17 protein-coding genes are annotated in these 19,462 nt (G+C 65.5%); 7 read left to right on the top strand and 10 right to left on the bottom strand.

From position 1 onward, the window contains the following. Positions 1-224 precede the first annotated feature (224 nt). From ccoS to O3298_RS20675, 8 genes are all read right to left on the bottom strand, one after another. Positions 225-401: a cbb3-type cytochrome oxidase assembly protein CcoS gene (ccoS, locus tag O3298_RS20710; RefSeq protein WP_251349659.1), complete on the bottom strand. Its 177-nt coding sequence runs from the start codon at positions 399-401 to the stop codon at positions 225-227. Beyond that, a complete protein-coding gene (locus O3298_RS20705) occupies positions 401-2,839 on the bottom strand; it encodes a heavy metal translocating P-type ATPase (RefSeq protein WP_305060433.1) in 2,439 nt (812 codons plus the stop codon). Before O3298_RS20705 ends, ccoS begins: the two co-directional genes overlap by 1 nt. A 22-nt stretch (positions 2,840-2,861) precedes the next feature. Then, complete coding sequence (locus O3298_RS20700) at positions 2,862-3,629, bottom strand: sulfite exporter TauE/SafE family protein (protein ID WP_305060432.1); 768 nt, start codon at positions 3,627-3,629, stop codon at positions 2,862-2,864. Positions 3,630-3,638: 9 nt separating this feature from the next. Next, positions 3,639-5,087 (bottom strand): oxygen-independent coproporphyrinogen III oxidase, encoded by a 1,449-nt coding sequence (hemN, locus tag O3298_RS20695; protein ID WP_099666007.1) that lies wholly within the window; start codon positions 5,085-5,087, stop codon positions 3,639-3,641. A gap of 24 nt (positions 5,088-5,111) precedes the next feature. Next, complete coding sequence (locus O3298_RS20690; protein WP_289899735.1) at positions 5,112-6,770, bottom strand: PAS domain-containing methyl-accepting chemotaxis protein; 1,659 nt, start codon at positions 6,768-6,770, stop codon at positions 5,112-5,114. A 195-nt stretch (positions 6,771-6,965) separates the two neighbouring features. After that, positions 6,966-9,074 (bottom strand): EAL domain-containing protein, encoded by a 2,109-nt coding sequence (locus O3298_RS20685; RefSeq protein ID WP_305060431.1) that lies wholly within the window; start codon positions 9,072-9,074, stop codon positions 6,966-6,968. Positions 9,075-9,119: 45 nt separating this feature from the next. Further along, a complete protein-coding gene (gene yiaA, locus O3298_RS20680; RefSeq protein ID WP_289918812.1) occupies positions 9,120-9,551 on the bottom strand; it encodes an inner membrane protein YiaA in 432 nt (143 codons plus the stop codon). An 84-nt stretch (positions 9,552-9,635) separates the two neighbouring features. After that, positions 9,636-10,583, bottom strand: a complete 948-nt coding sequence (locus O3298_RS20675) for a DUF808 domain-containing protein (RefSeq protein ID WP_251349665.1) — start codon at positions 10,581-10,583, stop codon at positions 9,636-9,638. A gap of 191 nt (positions 10,584-10,774) precedes the next feature. On the opposite strand from O3298_RS20675, the gene O3298_RS20670 reads away from it, so the two are divergent. Together O3298_RS20670 and O3298_RS20665 are read left to right on the top strand one after the other, a co-directional pair. Beyond that, entirely contained in the window at positions 10,775-11,416 is a 642-nt protein-coding gene (locus tag O3298_RS20670) for a LysE family transporter (RefSeq protein ID WP_099666012.1), read from the top strand. 112 nt (positions 11,417-11,528) lie between these two features. After that, the gene (locus O3298_RS20665) at positions 11,529-13,337 is read left to right on the top strand and encodes a DUF6600 domain-containing protein (RefSeq protein ID WP_305060430.1); all 1,809 of its coding nucleotides are present in this window, start codon (positions 11,529-11,531) and stop codon (positions 13,335-13,337) included. A gap of 82 nt (positions 13,338-13,419) precedes the next feature. Here O3298_RS20665 and O3298_RS20660 read toward each other — a convergent pair whose 3' ends face one another. After that, complete coding sequence (locus O3298_RS20660) at positions 13,420-13,689, bottom strand: hypothetical protein (protein WP_289906061.1); 270 nt, start codon at positions 13,687-13,689, stop codon at positions 13,420-13,422. On the opposite strand from O3298_RS20660, the gene O3298_RS20655 reads away from it, so the two are divergent. Next, on the top strand, positions 13,688-13,984 hold the full coding sequence (locus O3298_RS20655; RefSeq protein ID WP_070257888.1) for a DUF493 family protein: 297 nt from the start codon (positions 13,688-13,690) through the stop codon (positions 13,982-13,984). The genes O3298_RS20660 and O3298_RS20655 overlap by 2 nt on opposite strands. On the opposite strand, the gene O3298_RS20650 is transcribed toward O3298_RS20655, so the two are convergent. Next, positions 13,977-15,176 carry a multidrug effflux MFS transporter gene (locus O3298_RS20650; RefSeq protein ID WP_305060429.1) on the bottom strand — a complete coding sequence of 400 codons (1,200 nt, stop codon included), beginning with the start codon at positions 15,174-15,176 and terminating at the stop codon, positions 13,977-13,979. The two genes, O3298_RS20655 and O3298_RS20650, sit on opposite strands and share 8 nt — an antisense overlap. A 125-nt stretch (positions 15,177-15,301) precedes the next feature. Here O3298_RS20650 and O3298_RS20645 point away from each other — a divergent pair, with 125 nt between their 5' ends. From O3298_RS20645 to O3298_RS20630, 4 genes are all read left to right on the top strand, one after another. After that, positions 15,302-16,774 (top strand): PLP-dependent aminotransferase family protein, encoded by a 1,473-nt coding sequence (locus O3298_RS20645; RefSeq protein WP_305060428.1) that lies wholly within the window; start codon positions 15,302-15,304, stop codon positions 16,772-16,774. 75 nt (positions 16,775-16,849) lie between these two features. Further along, the gene (gene lipB / locus O3298_RS20640) at positions 16,850-17,554 is read left to right on the top strand and encodes a lipoyl(octanoyl) transferase LipB (RefSeq protein ID WP_305060427.1); all 705 of its coding nucleotides are present in this window, start codon (positions 16,850-16,852) and stop codon (positions 17,552-17,554) included. Positions 17,555-17,591: 37 nt separating this feature from the next. Further along, positions 17,592-18,602, top strand: a complete 1,011-nt coding sequence (gene lipA / locus O3298_RS20635; protein ID WP_077398299.1) for a lipoyl synthase — start codon at positions 17,592-17,594, stop codon at positions 18,600-18,602. Between the two features lie 142 nt (positions 18,603-18,744). Beyond that, entirely contained in the window at positions 18,745-19,407 is a 663-nt protein-coding gene (locus O3298_RS20630) for a uracil-DNA glycosylase (RefSeq protein ID WP_305060426.1), read from the top strand. The last annotated feature ends 55 nt before the right edge of the window (positions 19,408-19,462 follow it).

Here is a 19,462-nt window from a genome sequence, read left to right as displayed (position 1 = left end):
GGAATTACTATTTATGATGGTGGCCAGAGAGTAAGTGTTTGACCGGGAAAAAACTTTGATGTGGATCAAAATTCCCCGGATGAAATAAGCGTAGCGAAGTGGCATCGAAATAAAGTGATATTTCGATCAAAAAAGCCATGCAAGATCCCTGCAAGCGCTGCTTGACCTGTGTCAAAAGACGCTTGCTGGCGCTGGCGGGCGTCAGCGTATTGCGTGGGAAAAAGTCAGGCCGGCGGTTCGCCGGGCGCGGGCTTGGCCGGCGTATCGTCGTCCTGCAGCACGCGCAGGCCCGGTCCGACGAGGTCGTCGAACTGGCCGCTGTCCGAGGCCGTGAAATACACCCACAGGGCGATGAAGACGACCACGACGCTTAAGGGGATGAGGAGGTAGAGAGCTTCCATTAGACTTTCCGCAGGCGCAGGGCGTTGGCGATGACGACGGCCGAGCTGGCAGCCATGCCGACACCGGACAGCCAGGGGTTGAGGAAACCCAGCGCGGCGGCCGGGATGGCCGTCAGATTGTACAGGGTTGCCCAGCCCAGGTTTTCGCGGATGATGCGCATGCTGCGCGCCGCCGTTTTCGCCGTGTCGAGCACGGAAACCAGTTGGCTCGACAGCAGCACCGTGTCCGCATGCGCCTGCGCCAGCGCGGCGCCGGAACCCATGGCGAAGGACACGTCGGCGCCGCTCAGCACGGCGGCGTCGTTGATGCCGTCGCCGACCATCGCCACCACGGCGCCCGTGGCCTGCAATTGCTGGACGAAATCGAGCTTTTCATCGGGCAGGCATTCGCCGCATGCCGTGTTGATGCCCAGTTCCGTCGCCACGCTTTGCGTCAGCGCTTCCTGGTCGCCGCTGAGCAGCACGACTTGCTTGCCGCGCCGGTGGAAATACGCGACGACGTCAGCCGCTTCCGGGCGCAACGCGTCGCTGAGTAAAAAGCGCGTCAGCCAGCGGCCTTGCGTGCCCAGGTACAGCGGCGTCATGCCCTGCATGCCGACGGCCGTGTCGCCCAGCGGCGGCCCGGCGAGGGCGGCGACAAAGGCCGCATTGCCCAGGCGGTAGCGCACGCCGTCGACGATGCCCTCCAGGCCCTGGCCTTGCACTTCTTGCAATTGTTCCGCATGCGCGCGCAGCAACTGTTTTGGCAACTCTTCTGCCGCTGCCAGGATGGCCTGCGCCAGCGGATGGGCGCTGCCCGCTTCCAGCGCGGCGGCCACCTGCAGGCAAGCGTCCTCGCCCATGCTGCCGAGCCCCTCGGTTTGCCGCAGCACGGGCCGGCCCAGGGTCAGGGTGCCCGTCTTGTCGAAGACGATGTGGGTGGCGCGGTGCAAGGTTTCCAGCACATGCGGCTGGACGATCAGCACGCCGCGCCGCAGCAGGCTGTCGGTGGCGGCCGCCAGCGCCGTCGGCGTGGCGAGAGACAGCGCGCAGGGGCAGGACACGACCAGCACGGCGATGGCCACGGGCCACGCTTGCGACGGGTCATGCCAGCTCCAGAAGGCGAACACGGCGATGGCAAACAGCAGCAAGCCCAGCACGAACCAGGCGGCGACCTTGTCGGCCCATTGGGCGATCTGCGGCTTGCCGCTGCCGGCCCGCTCGATCAGTTTCAACAGGTCGGACAGGGTGCTTTCGCGCGCCGGTTTGAGCACGCGCAAGATGAGCGCCGCGCTGGCGTTGATCGCCCCGCCCGGCACCCGTTCTCCCGTTTTTCTCCGTTGCGCCGCGCTCTCGCCCGTCAGCAGGGACAAATCGAGCGCGCTCGTGCCTTCGATGATGACGCTGTCGGCGGCGATCGCTTCGCCCGGTTTGACCAGAATCACGTCGCCGACGGCCAGGCTGCCGGCCGGCACCAGGGTGGTGGCGCGGTCGTCCGGGAAGCCCGCCATCAGCGACGCGGACGCGGGCAAGGCGTGCTGCAGGCGCTCCAGCGCCGAGGCGGCCTTGCGGCGCGCCTGCAGCTCGAAATAGCGGCTGCACAGCAGCAGGAAGATGAACATCGTGGCCGAGTCGTAATACACCTCGCCGCGGCCCGTGAAGGTCGCCACCACGCTGCCGAAGAAGGCCGCCAGGATGCCCAGCGCCACGGGCACGTCCATGCCCAGGGTGCGCGCGCGCAGGCTGGCCCAGGCGCCCTGGAAGAAGGGCATGGCCGAATAGCAGATGGCCGGCAAGGTCAGCAGCAAACTGGCCCAGCGCATCAGGCTGGCCATATTGTCATCCAGGGTGCCATCCTCGGCCAGGTAGGCGGGCGCCACGTACATCATCACCTGCATCATCGACAGGCCGGCGACGAACAGCTGGCGGCCCAGGGTCTTGCTGGCCTTTTGCAGGCGCTCGCCATGGCGCACGGCATCGTAGGGATAGGCCGTGTAGCCGACCTGGCGCACGGCTTGCAGGATGTCGCCCGGTTCGCATTCGGCGCGGCTCCAGCGCACGTACAGGCGCTCCGTGGCGACATTCAGGCTGGCCGCCTGCACGCCGGGCAAACGCGTCAGCTGGCGCTCGATCAGCCAGACGCAGGCGGCGCAGCGGATGCCTTCGACGGACAGGGTCGCTTCGCAACTGCTGGCGTCGCGCGCGAATTGCGCGTCGTCATTGCTGTACAGGCGCAGCTCGGGCGGCACCAGGGTGGCGTCGGCCGCGTTGACGGCATATTCGTCGCGGTCGCGGTAATACGCGCTCTGGCCGATGTCGACGATGGTTTGCGCCACCGCTTCGCAGCCGGGGCAGCACATGGCGCGCGGCACGTCGTCGATGGTGACGAGCCAGCTGGAGCCGACGGGGACGGGCAAGCCGCAATGGAAGCAGGCGGAGGGTTGTAACACAGCATTCATGGGTTTGTTTTCATGCGTCTTTTCATGGATGGCCCGTGACGCACAGGGCGTCGAGCCAGCCCAGCGACACGCCGTTGGCGGCGCGCAGCAGGCCCAGCACGCCAAAGCCCAGCACCAGCAAGCCGCTGGCGATGCGCACGGGACGGCGCTGCATCTGCGCGCGCAAGCGCGTGCCCAGCAAGCCCATGCCCAGCAGGGTGGGCAGGGTGCCCAGGCCGAAGGCGGCCATGGCGGCCGCGCCGTTCAGGGCCGAGCCTTGCATCATGGCCGTCAGCAGGGCGCTGTAGACCATGCCGCACGGCACCCAGCCCCACAGGCCGCCCACGGCCAGCGCCTTGAACGGCGTATCCATCGGCATCAGCGGCTTCAACAGGGGGCGCACGCGGCGCCAGATCACGTTGCCGGCCGCTTCCAGGTGCGCCAGGCCGCGCCAGGCATCCATCAGGTACAGGCCCAGGGCGACGAGCATCAGGTTGGCCAGCCAGTAGCCGGCCACTTGCAGGGATGCCAGGTGCAGCATGCCGGCGCCCGCCAGGCTGCCGGCCAGGGCGCCGGCCAGCATGTAGCTGACTATGCGCCCGCCGTTGTAGGCCAGCACGCGCAGCACGTTCTCCGGCAAGGTGGTCTGCAGCGCCGGGCGCGCCACGGCGATGGCAATCACGGGACGGCCGGGTGCGGGCGTGCCACCGCCCAGCGACAGGGCGCCGACGATGCCGCCGCACATGCCGATGCAGTGCACGCTGCCGGCCAGGCCGACCAGGAACATGGGCACGAGGCTCAGGGCATTCATCGGGCGGTATTACACCGTTTTCGAGTAGCGCAGCGGCTGCACGGCGTCCGGCGCCGTGTTGGCGCGCGCCAGGGTCAGGTAGCGGTCGAAGACCATGCAGATATTGCGGATCAACAAGCGCCCTTTCGGCGTCACCGTCAGCCAGTCCTCTTCGATGACGAGCAAGCCATCTCTCGCCAGTTCGCGCAGCTTGTCCAGCTCGGCGGCGAAATAGCTGCGGAATTTGACGGGGTGCGCTTGCTCGATGGTGGCGATCGACAGTTCGAAATTGCACATCAGCATCTGGATGATGATACGGCGCAACAAATCGTCTGTATCGAGCTTGATGCCGCGCGCGATCGGCAGCACGCCTTCGTCGAGTTTTTCGTAGTACGCGTCGAGAGTTTTTTCATTCTGGCTGTACACGGCGCCGACGGAACTGATGGCCGACACGCCGCAGGCGATCAGGTCCGCCTCCGCGCGCGTCGAATAGCCCTGGAAGTTGCGGTGCAAGCGGCCTTGGCGCTGCGCCACGGCCAGGTCGTCCGTTGGCTTGGCGAAATGGTCCATGCCGATGTACACGTAGCCGGCGGCCGTCAGGCGCGCGATGCACAGGCCCAGCATGGCCAGCTTGGTGGCGCTGTCGGGCATGTCCGCGTCGAGGATGCGGCGCTGCGGCTTGAACAGGTGCGGCATGTGCGCGTAGTGGTACAGGGCGATGCGGTCGGGGCTGGCGTTGATCACCTTGCGCAGGGTTTCCGTCATGGTGTCCAGGTTTTGCTTCGGCAAGCCATAGATCAGGTCGATGCTGATCGAGCGGAAACCGGCGTCGCGCGCCGCCTGCATGATGGCCACCGTTTCCGCTTCCGGCTGGATGCGGTTGACGGCTTTTTGCACGTCGGCGTCGAAATCCTGCACGCCCAGGCTGATGCGGTTGAAACCTTGCGCGCGCAGCGAAAACACGCGTTCGCGCGACACGGTGCGCGGGTCGATCTCGATCGAATATTCGCCGTCTTCATCGGAAGCGAATTCGAAATGCTGGCGCAAATGCGCCATCAGTTCATCCATCTGCTTTTCGCTCAGGTAGGTGGGCGTGCCGCCGCCGAAGTGTAATTGCTCGATCTGGTTCATGCCGGCAAACAGCTTGCCCTGCATGGCAATTTCCTGCTTTAAATAGCTGAGATAGGTGGCCGCCTTGCTGCGGTCTTTCGTGATGATCTTGTTGCAGGCGCAGTAGTAGCACAGGGTGTCGCAGAACGGCACGTGCACGTATAGCGACAGGGGACGGCGGCCGCCGCGCATGCGCAGGGCGGCCAGCGCTTCGAGGAAGTTGCCGTAGCCAAATTCCGCATTGAAACGGTCGGCGGTCGGGTAAGACGTGTAGCGCGGGCCGGACTGGCTCATCTTGCCGATGATGACCGGGTCGAATTCGACGACGGCGTCCAGGTCGGCGGAAGCACTGCTGAGTAGTGTAGGCATGATGTGTGTAAAGTCTTGAAAGGTTTAGGCGGCCAGGCGTTTCATGGCGGGCTTGCCGGCGTTCGCGGCGCCAGACTTGCCGCCAGGCATGGCGACGCGGCGCGGTGGCGGCATCTTGCCGAAATTGAACAGGCTCACGGCTTGCGACAGGCTGGCCGCTTCTTCCGCCAGGCGCGTGGCGGCCGCGGCGGCTTCTTCCACCAGGGCCGCGTTCTGCTGCGTCACCTGGTCCATATGGGCGATGGCCTGGTTGACCTGGTCGACGCCGATGCTCTGTTCGCGCGAGGCGATGGAAATTTCCTGCATGATGGCCGTCACCTGCTTGACGGAGCTGACCACCTGTTCCATGGTGGCGCCGGCGCGGTTGACCTGCAGCATGCCGGCGCCCACCTTGCCGACGGAAATTTCAATGAGTTGCTTGATATCCTTGGCTGCCACGGACGAGCGCTGCGCCAGGTTGCGCACTTCGCCCGCCACCACGGCGAAGCCCCTGCCCTGCTCGCCGGCGCGGGCCGCTTCCACGGCCGCGTTCAAGGCCAGGATGTTGGTCTGGAAGGCGATGCCTTCGATCAAGCCGATGATGTCGACGATTTTCTTCGACGAGGTGTTGATCTCGTCCATGGTGGTGATCACTTCGGAAACGATCTCGCCGCCCTGCACGGCCACTTTCGAGGCGGCCACGGCCAGTTCATTCGCCTGCACCGAGTTGTCCGCATTCTGTTTCACCGTCGACGAGAATTCCTCGATGCTCGAGGCCGTCTCTTCCAGGCTGGCCGCCTGCGATTCCGTGCGGCCGGACAAGTCCATATTGCCGACGGCGATTTGCTTGGTGGCCACGGCCATGGTTTCCACGTTGATGCGCACGTCGCGGATGGTGGCGATCAGGTTGCTGTTCATCTGTTGCAGCGCGCGCAGCAGTTGCCCCACTTCATCCGTGCTCTCCGTTTCAAAACTGCCCGACAGGTCGCCCGCGGCAATGGCCCGCGCGCCGTTCAGGGCCTTGCCCAGCGGCTTGAGCACGGACATGCGCAAGGTATACCAGAGGAAAACGTTGATCAGGAAACCGAACAGGGTGGCGCCGAAGATGGCGTAATTGGTGATCTGGCCGCCGCTGGCGAACAGGCTGATGACGCACACCAGCAGTTGCAGGCAGTTGACGATGGAGGTGGCGGCCCAGATGCGCAGGTTGAGCGACATGTGCGTCAGGCTGTGCAGCAGGTGCGCCAGGCCCGGACGCACGATTTGCCCGTTCTTGATGACGATGTTGCCGCCTTCCTTGTTGCGGATGGCCGCGTAGGCTTCTTCGGCGGCCTTGACCTGGTCCTTGTCCGCCTTGACGCGCACGGACATGTAGCCGATGGTCTTGCCTGCCTCGCGGATGGGGGTGACGTTGGCGCGCACCCAGTAGAAATCGCCGTTCTTGCAGCGGTTCTTGACCAGGCCCGTCCACGGCGTGCCGGCCTGGATCGAGGTCCACAGGTCGGCGAACGCTTCGGCCGGCATGTCCGGGTGGCGCACGATGTTCTGGGGCGAACCGAGCAGCTCGGCCTCGCTGAAGCCGCTGACCTGACTGAAGTAGGGGTTCACATATACGATATTGCCGTTCATATCCGTTTTCGACACGATGGCCTGATCGTCCAAGACGAGGACTTCACGGTTAGTCACTGGCAAATTTTGTCGCATGGTCGCGGCTTCCTGATCAGTTAAATAGGCAATTGGTGAGTAAGACTTGCACGATTGCAAGAATGGAGATCAGTGTAAGGAGTCGCCTGCGCAAATTTATTGATGTAGATCAAAATCCTCAAGATTGGTCGTGCTTGCACGCATTTAGCGATAGCAATGCGGCATTGTTTTAAAGATATTGGTTGCCGTCGGCGCTTAATCTGCGCCCGCCGTCAGCGGCCGCAGGCTGCCCACGGCGTAGCCTTGCGCGTAGTCGATGCCCAGTTCGCGGATGACGGCCAGGGTGGCCGCGTCTTCCACGTATTCGGCCACCGTTTCCAGTCCCATCACGTGGCCCACTTCATTGATGGCCTTGACCATGGCGCGGTTGATGGCATTGGTGGCGATGTCGCGCACGAAGACGCCGTCGATCTTCAAATAGTCGACGGGCAGGGCTTTCAGGTAGCCGAACGAGGAAAAGCCGCTGCCGAAGTCATCGAGCGAGAAGCGGCAGCCCAGGGCCTTGAGCTGGCGCATGAACACTTGCGCCTTGGGCAGGTTGGCGATGACGGCCGTTTCCGTGATTTCAAAGCAGATTTGCTCGGGCGCAATCGCGAATGCCACGAATTGCTCGGTGATGTAGTCGTGCAAGCCGGCATCGGCCAGCGACATGCCCGACAGGTTGACGGAATACAGGGCCGGTGCGCGGCGCCGGCTTTCGGCCAGCGCGGCCAACGGCGGCAGGCTGTCGCGCACGCTCTGGATATGCGCGCAGACGGCGCGGATGACCCAGCGGTCGATGGACAGCATCATGTCGTAGCGTTCGGCGGCCGGAATAAAGGCGCCCGGCAAGATCAGGTCGCCCTTGCTGTTGCGGATGCGGATCAGCACTTCGTCGTGGTGTTCCGGGCTGTCGCGCAGGTGCACGATGGGCATGGCGTACAGGCGGAAATAATCGTGGGCGAACGCTTCGTTCAGGCGCGAGATCCACAGCATTTCGCCATGCCGCTGCGCCAGCATGACGTCGGACTCCTGATAGATATGGATGCGGTTGCGGCCCTGCTCCTTGGCCAGGTAGCAAGCCTGGTCGGCCGCGCTCAGCAGCTCGCTCATGGACTTGCTGTCCTGGCTGATTTCCACGATGCCGATGCTCACGCCCAGCTCGAAGCTGCGTTCGTCCCAGGCGAAACGGAAATCGCGCACGGACTGGCGCAGCTGTTCGCCGATCAGGCGCGCATGTTCGAGCGGACAGTGCGGCAGCAGCACGCCCAGTTCGTCGCCGCCCAGGCGCGCCAGGATATCGCTGTCGCGCATCCGCCCCTGCAGCATCTTGGTCAGCAGCTGCAGCAGCACGTCGCCGGCGCCGTGGCCGCAGGTGTCGTTGATGACCTTGAACTGGTCCAGGTCCAGGTACAGCAGCGCATGCGCGTGGCCATCCTGCTTGGCCGTGCGCAGGGCGCCGGCCACCAGGTGCTCGAATTCGCGCCGGTTGATCAGGCCCGTCAGGGTATCGTGCGTGGCTTGCCACGACAGTTCCTGGCTCAGCTTGCGCTCGTGGCTGACGTCGCGGAACACGACGACGGCGCCGAGGATGTGGCCGTCGCGCGACCAGATAGGCGCGGCCGATTCCTCGACGGCGATGCGCCGCCCGTCGCGCGTGACCAGTTGCGAGCGGGGCGAAATGCCGATGGCCTGGCGCTGTTGCAGGCAGCGCATGGCCACGTGCTCGCGTGCCTCGCCCGTGCGTTCATCGGCCAGCGGCATGGTCAGGCCGATGTCCAGGCCCTGCGCCAGCTCGTTGCTCCAGCCCGTCAATTGCTCGGCCACCCGGTTCAGGTAACGCGTCTTGCCCTGCGGATCGGTGGTGATGACGCCGTCGCCGATGGAGCTGAGCGTCACTTCGGCCAGTTCCTTGCGCTCGGCGATCATCAGTTCGCGCGCCATGTGCTCGGTGATATCCCAGATGATGCCCAGGGTGCGGTCGGGTCGGCCGCCGGCATCCATGAAGATGTGCGCCTTGGCCGCCAGCCAGTGTTCGCTGCCGTCGGGCCAGACGACGCGGTATTGCAGGGCGTAGCCGCCGCGCCGGCGCACGCCGTCCTGCAGCACGTTGACCACCTTGTCGCGGTCGCCGGCGTGCACGCAGTCGAGAAAGCTGCGGAATGGCTGCGTCAGCGCCCGTTCTTCCAGGCCCAGCAAGGTGGCGCCCTTGGCCGACCAGCTGACCGTGCCGTCGATGACCTGGCCAGCGACGATGCGCGAATCCCAGATCGCCATGTGCGCCGCCTCCAGCGCCATTTGCAAACGTTTCTGCTGGTCGCCCATCATCCTCTCCCGACATGGATACAGGAATAGACGCGCCGCTGGTGTTTAAGTTCCCGGCAGCTCGGCGGGTGTGCTGGCCGAGGCGCGCGCCACGTCGCGCACATTCTTTTGCACGGCCACGGCAGCAAATAGGCTGAGCAAGAACGCCATGGCATAAAACCCTTTCTCGCTGTTTTGCAGGGTGGCGTTCCACAGGCCCACGGTCAATAACAGCAAGGCCAGCAGGACGGAAATCCAGCACAGGCCGAAATAGATGCCCGTCACGGCGATGCCTTCGCTGCGGTCGCGCACGGATTTTTGCAGCGAGATGGCGGCGAACAGGCCATACATGAGAATGGTGAAGTAATAGCCCTTCTCGTTGAGGGCCATCGTGGCGTTCCACAAGCCGGACAGATAGGTGACGATGCCGATCAGCAATGCCGCCCAGGAGGCGCCGATAAAGGCGCTGCTGGGGCGTGGGGCGGGGGAAGCATGCATAGGGTCTCCATGGGCAGCGGGCGCCGCCGGCATGGCCGGGGCGGCAGGCACGGATGCGCCTGCCGCTCCATCAGACCAGAAAGCTTATTTGCTTGGCTTGATCATGCGCAACAAAGCCGACACGGCCGTGACGCCGGCCAGCACCAGGCCGCCGGCGATGAGGCCGGCCACCGCGTTGATCAGGCTGGGCGTGACGGCCGCCAGCACGGGGCCGATGCCGGCCACGCCGCCGACGGCTTCCTCGACGTGGTGCAGCATGCCGCTGGCCCACGGCCAGCCGTGCGTCAAAATGCCGCCGCCGACCATGAACATGGCCAGGGTGCCCACCACGGAGAGAAATTTCATCAGTTTCGGCGCCGCCGAGACGAGCATGCGGCCAAAGCCGCGCACGCCGTCCATCAGCGCGCCCGCGCCCTTGCGCGCCGCCAGGTAGAAGCCCGCGTCGTCGAGCTTGACGATGCCGGCCACCAGGCCGTACACGCCCACCGTCATGATGAGGGCGATGCCGACGACGACGGCCACCTGCTCGGCGAAGGTGGCCGCGGCCACCGTGCCCAGGGCAATGACGATGATTTCCGCCGACAAAATGAAATCGGTGCGGATGGCGCCCTTGATCTTGTCCTTTTCCAGCGCCACCAGGTCGACTTGCGGGTCGCGCAGCGCCTGCGCCAGCTCGGCCTTGTGGCTGTCGTCCGGGTGCAGGTATTTGTGCGCGATCTTTTCGAAGCCCTCGAAGCACAGGTAGGCGCCGCCCACCATCAGCAGCGGCGTGATGGCCCATGGCGCGAACGCGCTGATGGCCAGCGCGGCGGGCACGAGGATGGCCTTGTTCTTCAGCGAACCGACGGCGACGGCCCAGACGACGGGCAGTTCGCGCTCGGCGCGCACGCCGGCCACTTGCTGCGCGTTCAGGGCCAGGTCGTCACCGAGCACGCCGGCCGTCTTCTTGGCGGCCACCTTGGTCATCAGGGAAACGTCGTCGAGGATGCTGGCGATGTCGTCGAGCAGGGCCAGCAGGCTGGAGCCGGCCATCTCAGCGGACTCCCACGGTGGTGGCAGGAAATTGTGGAGCGAGGAAAGTGTTGTTTTTCATGATGTTATTCTTGGTTGTACGGCAAGGAACGATGTGGCTAAGGCATGACCGCGATCTTACCTCAGGCGGGGCCGGCAAGGCCGCACGGGCCGGGTTAAAATTGCCTCTCATCACCATTTTTGGAAACCGCATGCCCTTTGCCACCTGGATCACCTTTGTCATCGCCGCCTCCATCATCGCCGTCTCGCCCGGCTCGGGCGCCGTGCTGTCGATGTCGCACGGCCTGTCCTACGGGGTGAAAAAGGCCAGCGCCACGATTCTTGGCCTGCAGCTGGGCCTGCTGGTGGTGCTGGGCATCGCGGGCGCCGGCGTCGGTTCCTTGCTGCTCGCTTCCGAAGTGGCGTTCAATATCGTCAAGACGGTGGGCGCCTTGTACCTGATCTACCTGGGCCTGTCGCAGTGGCGCGCCAAGGTGGCCGTGACGGGCGACCTGCATGCGGACGCCGTGGTGCCGTCCATGCGCCGGCGCGTGCTGACGGGTTTCCTGACCAACGTGACGAATCCGAAGGGCATCATCTTCATGGTGGCGGTGTTGCCGCAATTCATCAGCCCCACGTCGCCGCTGTTGCCGCAATTGCTGATCCTGGCCGTCACCATGTGCACGATCGACCAGATCGTCATGCACAGCTATGCTTTTTTAGCGTCCTCGATGCAGCGCTTCTTCCGCGACGCGCGCGCCGTGAAAAAGCAGAACCGCTTCTTTGGCGGCTTGCTGATGGCCGTCGGCGCCGCCCTGTTCTTCGTCAAGCGGGGCGGCCAGACGGCGTCCTGAGCCAGATCAAGATGCAAACATTTGTAAGCCCGCTTGCGATGCCCGCCCGATAGGACTGTAATCGGGGTGTTGTCTACCTTTCATCTCTGTCCGTCCTGCCTGGAGCGCTGCCATGCGTCCGACCCTGTCTTCCCCCTTCTTGAACACCGTGTGCGCCGTGCTGCTGTCGTCGGCGTGCTCCCTGGCCCTGGCGCAGGACCCGCCCGCCCGCGTGGGGCGCATTTCCACCGTCGAAGGGCAGGTGCTGGTGCGCGCCGGCGAGGGCGAGGCGCAAAATGCCCTGCTGAACTGGCCTGTCACGACGGACAACCGCTTGACCACGATGCGCGGCGCGCTGGCGGAATTGCGCGTGGGTGCGGCCGCCGTGCGCCTCGATGGCGATTCCGAGCTGGAAGTGAGCGAGCTCGATGACGACAGTTTCAAATTGCACCTCGGCTATGGCACGGTCAGCGTGCGCGTGCGCAATCCCGACGCGCTGCGCGGCTTCGAGCTGACCACGGCCCAGGCCCGCGTGGTCCTGACCCAGCCGGGCTGGGTGCGCATCGAGGCGGGGCGCCAGCCCGGCACCAGCATCGTCAGCGTGCTCGAAGGGGCGGCCGACGTGGATGGCGCGACGGGCAGCGTCACCTTGCGTGCAGGCAAGCGCGCCGAATTGACGGACGAAGAATTGCGCACGGGCGCCGTGCAGAGAATCGCCTTCGACAACTGGCCCGAAGCCTTGCCTGCCGCCGCGCCGGCCTTGCGCTATGTCACGGACGATACGACCGGCTATGAAGAGCTGGACCGCTATGGCGCCTGGCAGGACAACGCGGAATACGGCCCCCTGTGGCTGCCCAGCACGGTGCCGGCCGGCTGGGCGCCGTACAGCGACGGGCGCTGGACGTGGATCGCGCCGTGGGGCTGGACCTGGGTCGACAATGCGCCGTGGGGCTACGCGCCCTCGCATTACGGCCGCTGGGTGCTGCTGGGCCAGCGCTGGGGCTGGGCCCCGGGCCGCGAGCGCGGCCGCGTGCCCTGGGCGCCGGCCCTGGTGGGCTGGGTCGGCGGCAATCACGGGACCGGCCACGGCCAGCAGCCGGGCGTGGGCTGGTTTCCCCTGTCGCCGCACGAGCGCTACGTGCCTGGCTACCGCAGCAGTGCCGAGTATGAACGCCGCCTCAACCGCGTCGCCGACGGGCGCCGTTCCGTGATGGGCGAGCGCGAACGCCGTGAAGGCATGACGATGCTGCCGGGCGAGCGTTTTGGCGGCGCGCGCACGGTGGACGTGCCGCGCCGCAACCGCACCATCATGCCGGCGCCCGTGCTGCAAAGCATGCCCTTGAGCACGCCGCCTGCGCCGGCGGGCAACTGGCAGCGTCCCGCCGATGCGCCGCGCCAGCAAGATGGTTTCCGGCGCGACTGGGGCAACCGCCCTGGCCGTTTGCAGACGGACGATGGCCAGACGCACCTGGCGCCGCGTCCCATGCAGCCGAACCGGCCGCCCGTGCCGGCGCAGCCGCCGCAGCCGCAACAGCCGCCGATACCGGCCCAGCCCGTGATGCCGGCGGCGCCTTCCTTGCCGCCCGTGCAAGACCCGGTGGCGCACCCCGGCTGGCGTGGCGAACAGCGGCCGCAGCCGCGCCCCGTCATCGAGCGTCCTGCCGAGGTGCAGCGCCCGGACGGCAACCGCTGGGAGCGTGGCGGCCGCCGCGAAGTGCTGCAGACGGCGCCGCCGCCTGCCATGCCTGCGCCACCGCCCGTGGCCCAGCCGCGGCCCGCGCCGCCGCCGATGCCGGCTCCTGCGGCGCGTCCGGCACAGGAGGCGCGCGGGGGCGAACGCAGCGGGCCGCCACGCGAACGGAGCAATGACCGGAATATTGACCGGGGCAATGAGCGCGGCGGCCCCGGCCGTAATGGCCGGATGCAGGAAGCGGAGCGCTGAACTGGCCGCTGGCGCTGGCTGTCTGTCCGTCCGGTCATGGATTATCGACGTTCAAGCCGCCAAACCGACAGTTCGTCACATTTCAGCGGTCAAGCCGCGGTGTTTTGTCTACAGTGGAGTCATTGCAGCACAGCGCAATGCCTTCGCGGCTGACAGCACCGATTTTCCGGCTATTTTGTCCAAACGAAATAGTTTTCGCCAGCTTACAAAGCTGGCTTTTTTTTTCCGCGCCCCTGGCGCCATGGCGGCGGGCGCAGGCGCCGCCAAAGTTGGCTACAATACGCCTTTCTGCAGCCGCCGCGCGCCATGCGCCGCGCCGTCTGTTCTGACCGGCACTGATTGGATTTCCCATGCAAACCACCCCACCCACCGAAGTGACGATTCCTCCCAGCGAATCGCTGATCGAATACCCGAGCGACTTTCCCATCAAGATCATGGGCCCGACGCATGTCGATTTCGCGCCGACCATGCTGGAACTGGTGATCAGCCACGATCCGACCTTCCACGCAGGCCGCATGGAAGAGCGCCCATCGGGCAAGGGCAATTACACGGGCCTGACCGTTACCGTGCGCGCCATCAGCCGCGAGCAGCTCGACGCCCTGTACATGGCGCTGTCGGGCCACCCGATGGTCAAGATCGTCATGTAAGGCTGGCTGCCGCCACGCTGGCCCGGCTCTTCGTGAGCAGCCAGACGGCGGCAAAGGACGCGCTGGCCGCCGCCGTCACCCACAGCAGCGGTTGTGCGCTGCCGTCCGTGATGGCGGCGATGACGGCGCCGCAGGCGGCCGTGATGAGCATCTGCACGAAGAAGAACAGGCCCGAGGCGCTGCCCGCCTGGTCGCCGTACGGCTGCAGCACAGCCAGCTGGCAGGCGGGGATGGCCATGCCCACCGACACCATCACCAGCAGCATGGGCGCCACCAGCGACGCCACGTGCCACGGCGCCAAAGTCCCCGCCAGCAACAAGCTGGCCGCGCCCGCCACATTGATCAGCACCGCCACGCCCAGCATGGTATCGGCGCCCAGGCGCGGTCCCAGCGCGCGAAACAGGCTCGATCCCGCGATATAGCCGCTGACCGTCAGCGCGAACACCAGCGCGTACGCGTGCGGCGACAGGTGCATGTCCCTTTGCAACAGCACGGACGATTCCGCGATGAACGGGAAATACGTGCAATATACACAACCGATGGCCAGCGCATAGCGCAGGAAATACGCGTCGCCCAGCAGGCGGCGGTACAGCGCCAGGGTATTGCCCTGTGGCACGACGCTGGCCGGCCTGGTTTCCGGCACATACGCAGCGATCAGCCCCAGCGACAGCGCTCCCAGCAGGCACAGCACGCCAAACACGGCGCGCCAGCCGAACGCCGCGTCGAGCACGCTGCCGGCCAGCGGCGCCAGGATCGGCGACAAACCCATCACCATCGATATTTTGCCCAGCATGCGCGCCTGCGTGGCGGGATCGAAGCGGTCGCGCACCATGACCCGGCCGATGATGGTGCCGCTGCAGCCGCCGAACGCTTGCAGCACGCGCGCGGCGATCAGCACGTGCACGTCGGAAGTCACGGTGCAGACGATGCTGGCGAGCACAAAAATGCCCGTGCCGGCCAGCAGCACGGGACGGCGTCCGTAGCGGTCGGCCAGCGGCCCGCACGCGAGCATCGAAGCGGCTGAGCCAGCCATGAACAGGCTCAGGGTCAGTTGCAGCTGCGCGTCGCTGGCATGCAGGGCATCGGCCATGGCCGGCAGCGAAGGCAGATAGATGTCGATGCTGATGCGCGACAGGCAGACCAGCAGCAGCACGATGCCGCCCCAGGCCCATAAAGCGATTTGTTTCTGCATTGTTTTACACGATCCAGGCAAGCGTGCGCCCCGCTGGCGCACCGGAACGGTGAGAGTAGAATGTTTGTGGTGTAATGCGAAGTGCCAGTCATCAGAAAATTCATTGGACCACTTGGACGATTATTATGCCGCGAGGAAAATCACCGCACGCCCTGGACTTGCCTCGCCCCACCAGCTGGCTCGACAAGGCGGGCGTCAACAAGCAGGATGGCGCGTATGAAGCGCTGCGCTCGGCCATCCTGACGAAGATGTTGCCGGCGGGCAGCCGTTTGCCATCCAGCCGCACCCTGGCGGAACGGTGGGAGTTGTCGCGCGGCACCATCGAAACCGTGTTCGACCGCCTGCACGCGGAAGCGTACGTGACGCGCGTGCCCGGTTCCGGCACGCGCGTGTGCGCCGTCGTGCCGGAGCGCTTCCTGATGGCGGGCCTGGGCGACGCCGTTCCCGCCCCGCTGGCCGTGGCGCCCGCGCCTGCCTCGGATACGGGCGTGCGCGACGGCTTGCCCTTCGTGGCGCGGCGCGCCGACGCCAGCCTGTTCCCCATGGCCGCCTGGTCCAAGTGCGCCACGCGGGCGCTGGCCGCCGCCACGCCGGAGCAGCTGTGCAGCGCCGATCCCGCCGGCTTGCCCGAACTGCGCCAGCAGATCGCCGATTTCCTTGCCAAGTACCGCGGCGTGCGCTGCGACCCGCAAGACATCCTTGTCACGACCGGCATCCGCCACGCGATCGACTTGCTGGCGCGCAGCATCGTGCGTGAGGGCGACAAGGTGTGCCTGGAAGAACCGGGCTATCCGGCCGCGCGCGCCCTGTTCGCCCTCGCGGGCGCCGTGCCGGTGGACATAGCCGTCGACGCCGAGGGCATCGATGGCGCCGCCCTGGCCGCGCACGCGGATGCCCGCCTCGCCTACGTGACGCCGGCGCACCAGTCGCCGCTGGGCGTGACCATGTCCGTCACGCGCCGCCTGGCCTTGCTGGAATGGGCGAACGACCACGGCGCGTGGGTGCTGGAAGACGATTACGACAGCGAATTCAATTACCAGAGCGCGCCGCTGGCAGCCTTGAAGGCGCTGGACCAGTACCAGCGCGTGATTTACTGTGGCAGTTTTAACAAGACCCTGTTTGCCGGCCTGCGCGTGGGCTTCATGGTGCTGCCGCCCGCCTTGCGGCCGCAGTTGCTGCGCACCCTGCAGTTGACGGGCAGGTCCGTGGGCGTGACGGAGCAACTGGCGCTGTCCGCCTGGATGGAGGATGGCGCTTTCGTGCGCCATTTGCGCCAGGCGCGGCTGGCCTACAAGGAGCGGCGCGACCTGCTGGTGGCCTGCCTCGAGCAGATTGCCCCCGGGCGCTACGCCATTTCCGGCCAGCAAGCGGGTTTTCATTGCGTGCTGTGGTTGCCGCCGGGCAGCGATGAGCGGACGTTTTGCGCGCGCGCGGCGCACGAGGGGCTGGCGCTGCAGCCGCTCGGTGATTTTTGTCACAGCGCACAATTGGCGCCAGCCGTGCTGCTCGGCTACACGGCCTTGAATGGGCCCCAGATACGCCATGCTGCACAAAAATTGGGCAGATTGCTGCTGTTGCCGGAGTCTGCCCCGGAATGAAACGGCGGCCTGGCTTATAATCACGGCTTCGCCGCAGCGTCCGCAGGGCGCCGGCAGCTGATTACAGAATCCGTCATGACCACCACCCGAACCGAAACGGCGCTGATCCGCGAGCTGGGCCGCGTCGATTACGAGCCGACCTTTGCCGCCATGCGCGCCTTTACCGACGCGCGCACGACGGACACGCGCGACGAACTGTGGGTCGTCGAGCATCCGCCCGTATTCACCCTGGGCCTGGCGGCCGACCGCGGCCACCTGCTGGCCGGCGCGGAGAATGTGCCCGTGGTGCAGACGGACCGGGGCGGCGAAGTGACGTTCCACGGCCCCGGCCAGGTGGTGATTTACCTGCTGATGGACTTGCGCCGCAACAAGCCGGGCGGCAAGCTGTATGCGCGCCAGTTCGTGCATAAAATCGAGCAAGCCATCATCAACGTGCTGGCGGCGTATAATCTCGCTGGCGAGCGCATCGATGGCGCGCCTGGCATCTATATTGCCAGCGGGCCAGACAAGGGTGCGAAGATCGCCGCGCTGGGCTTGAAAGTGCGCGGCAACGGCTGCACCTACCATGGCGTGTCGCTCAACGTGGCGATGGACCTGGCACCGTTTTCCTGGATTAACCCTTGCGGCTATTCCGGCCTGAAGACGGTGGACATGCGCAGCATGGGCGTGTTGGCGCCGCTGGCCGACGTACAGCGGGCCCTGGCCCACGAATTGACCGTATTACTCGATGTAAGCGAAGTAAACAGCGCCGCAGGCGCGCCTCAGGCAGCGGATGCCTGAGCAAACAAACCAACATGCCCCTCAAGGGCTTGCAGCCATGACTTCTGAGACCATTTCCAGCACCGCCCCCGCCGCTCCCGCCGCCTACAACCCGAGCGAAAAGCAAAAAGGCGCCAGCAAGACTTCGCGCATCCCGATCAAGATCATTCCGATCGAGCAAGTCGAGCGCCTGAAAAAGCCGGACTGGATCCGCGTCAAGGCCGCGTCGGCATCGACCCGCTTCTATGAAATCAAGGACATCTTGCGCGAAAACAAACTCGTGACGGTGTGCGAGGAAGCCAGCTGCCCGAACATCGGCGAATGCTTCGGCAAGGGCACGGCCACCTTCATGATCATGGGCGACAAGTGCACGCGCCGCTGCCCGTTCTGCGACGTCGGCCATGGCCGCCCGGATCCGCTGGACAAGGAAGAGCCGGCCAACCTGTCGAAAACCATCGCCAAGCTGCGCCTGAACTACGTCGTCATCACCTCCGTCGACCGCGATGACTTGCGCGACGGCGGCGCCGGCCATTTCGTCGAGTGCATCCAGCAAACGCGCGCCCTGTCGCCGAACACCCGCATCGAAGTGCTGGTGCCCGACTTCCGCGGCCGCCTGGAAAAAGCCCTGAACCTGTTCAAGGATGGCTTGCCTGACGTCATGAACCACAACCTGGAAACGGCGCCGCGCCTGTACAAGGAAGCCCGTCCCGGTTCCGACTACATGCACTCGCTGAAGCTGCTGAAAGACTTCAAGGCCATGTACCCGGACGTGAAGACCAAGTCCGGCATCATGGTGGGCCTGGGCGAGACGGACGAGGAAATCCTGCAAGTCATGCGCGACATGCGCGAGCACGACATCGACATGCTGACCATCGGCCAATACCTGGCGCCATCGAACAGCCACTTGCCCGTGCGCCGCTACGTGCACCCGGACGTGTTCAAAATGTTCGAGGAAGAAGCGTATAAAATGGGCTTCACCCACGCCGCCGTGGGCGCCATGGTGCGCAGCTCGTACCATGCGGATGAACAGGCGCACAGCGCCGGCGTGGAATCGGCGCTGAATTTCTAAGCACCTTGCGCTGTATCAAAGCCGCCCGCTCGCGCTGGCGGCTTTTTTTTGCCTGTTCGAATCGTATGCGTCTCATCCGGCCGGGCGTTCTATACTATCGTGCTGAAAATGCATGGTTGACGAATAGGCTATGAGGTGAGGCATGGACGTACGCATCGACGCATCGTGGAAGGCGCGGCTGGAGGCTGATTTCGCCGAACCTTACTGGGAACGCCTGGCCGCCTTCGTGAAGGTGGAATATGCGGCGGGGCCGTGCTGTCCGCCCGGCAAAACCATCTTCCGGGCCTTCGACCTGACGCCGTTCGAGCAGGTGAAAGTCGTGATCCTGGGGCAAGACCCGTATCACACGCCGGGCGCGGCCATGGGACTGTGCTTTTCCATACCCGAAGGCACGCCGCCGCAGCCGAGCCTGCAGAATATCTTCAAGGAATTACAGAGCGACGCAGGCGTCGTGCGCACCCGGACGGATTTGTCCGACTGGGCGCAGCAAGGGGTATTTTTGCTCAACAGCGTGCTGACCGTGCGCGCGGGGGCGGCCGGTACGCATGCGGGCAAGGGGTGGGAAAAGCTGACGGACAGCGCCATCCGCCACCTGTCCGCCGAGCGCAGCAATCTCGTCTTCATCCTGTGGGGTGGCTACGCGCAAGCCAAGCGGTCCCTGATCGACCCCGGCAAGCACCTGGTGCTGACGGCTCCCCATCCATCTCCCTTGTCGGCGAATAAAGGTTTCTTTGGCAGCAAGCCGTTCAGCCTGGCGAATGCGTATTTGCAGGCGCACGGCCAGACGGCCATCGCCTGGGGATGAGACATGACACGGTACGGCAACCGACAGCGGCAGGCGTTGCTCCCTGCCGCTGTCT

It is taken from the genome of Janthinobacterium sp. SUN137, from assembly GCF_030587265.1.
Classification (GTDB): domain Bacteria; phylum Pseudomonadota; class Gammaproteobacteria; order Burkholderiales; family Burkholderiaceae_D; genus Janthinobacterium; species Janthinobacterium kumbetense.
This window is presented reverse-complemented; position numbering and strand designations above follow the sequence as displayed.

What these genes read in the sequence shown, in the direction of transcription:
- hemN (WP_099666007.1), bottom strand. Translation starts at nt 5,087, where the DNA reads ATGCCTACACTACTCAGCAGTGCTTCCGCCGACCTGGACGCCGTCGTC.
- O3298_RS20705 (WP_305060433.1), bottom strand. Translation starts at nt 2,839, where the DNA reads ATGAATGCTGTGTTACAACCCTCCGCCTGCTTCCATTGCGGCTTGCCC.
- O3298_RS20690 (WP_289899735.1), bottom strand. Translation starts at nt 6,770, where the DNA reads ATGCGACAAAATTTGCCAGTGACTAACCGTGAAGTCCTCGTCTTGGAC.
- O3298_RS20670 (WP_099666012.1), top strand. Translation starts at nt 10,775, where the DNA reads ATGCCCTTTGCCACCTGGATCACCTTTGTCATCGCCGCCTCCATCATC.
- O3298_RS20700 (WP_305060432.1), bottom strand. Translation starts at nt 3,629, where the DNA reads ATGAATGCCCTGAGCCTCGTGCCCATGTTCCTGGTCGGCCTGGCCGGC.
- lipB (WP_305060427.1), top strand. Translation starts at nt 16,850, where the DNA reads ATGACCACCACCCGAACCGAAACGGCGCTGATCCGCGAGCTGGGCCGC.
- lipA (WP_077398299.1), top strand. Translation starts at nt 17,592, where the DNA reads ATGACTTCTGAGACCATTTCCAGCACCGCCCCCGCCGCTCCCGCCGCC.
- O3298_RS20630 (WP_305060426.1), top strand. Translation starts at nt 18,745, where the DNA reads ATGGACGTACGCATCGACGCATCGTGGAAGGCGCGGCTGGAGGCTGAT.
- ccoS (WP_251349659.1), bottom strand. Translation starts at nt 401, where the DNA reads ATGGAAGCTCTCTACCTCCTCATCCCCTTAAGCGTCGTGGTCGTCTTC.
- O3298_RS20645 (WP_305060428.1), top strand. Translation starts at nt 15,302, where the DNA reads ATGCCGCGAGGAAAATCACCGCACGCCCTGGACTTGCCTCGCCCCACC.
- O3298_RS20650 (WP_305060429.1), bottom strand. Translation starts at nt 15,176, where the DNA reads ATGCAGAAACAAATCGCTTTATGGGCCTGGGGCGGCATCGTGCTGCTG.
- O3298_RS20660 (WP_289906061.1), bottom strand. Translation starts at nt 13,689, where the DNA reads ATGGGAAATCCAATCAGTGCCGGTCAGAACAGACGGCGCGGCGCATGG.
- O3298_RS20675 (WP_251349665.1), bottom strand. Translation starts at nt 10,583, where the DNA reads ATGGCCGGCTCCAGCCTGCTGGCCCTGCTCGACGACATCGCCAGCATC.
- O3298_RS20655 (WP_070257888.1), top strand. Translation starts at nt 13,688, where the DNA reads ATGCAAACCACCCCACCCACCGAAGTGACGATTCCTCCCAGCGAATCG.
- O3298_RS20665 (WP_305060430.1), top strand. Translation starts at nt 11,529, where the DNA reads ATGCGTCCGACCCTGTCTTCCCCCTTCTTGAACACCGTGTGCGCCGTG.
- O3298_RS20685 (WP_305060431.1), bottom strand. Translation starts at nt 9,074, where the DNA reads ATGGGCGACCAGCAGAAACGTTTGCAAATGGCGCTGGAGGCGGCGCAC.
- yiaA (WP_289918812.1), bottom strand. Translation starts at nt 9,551, where the DNA reads ATGCATGCTTCCCCCGCCCCACGCCCCAGCAGCGCCTTTATCGGCGCC.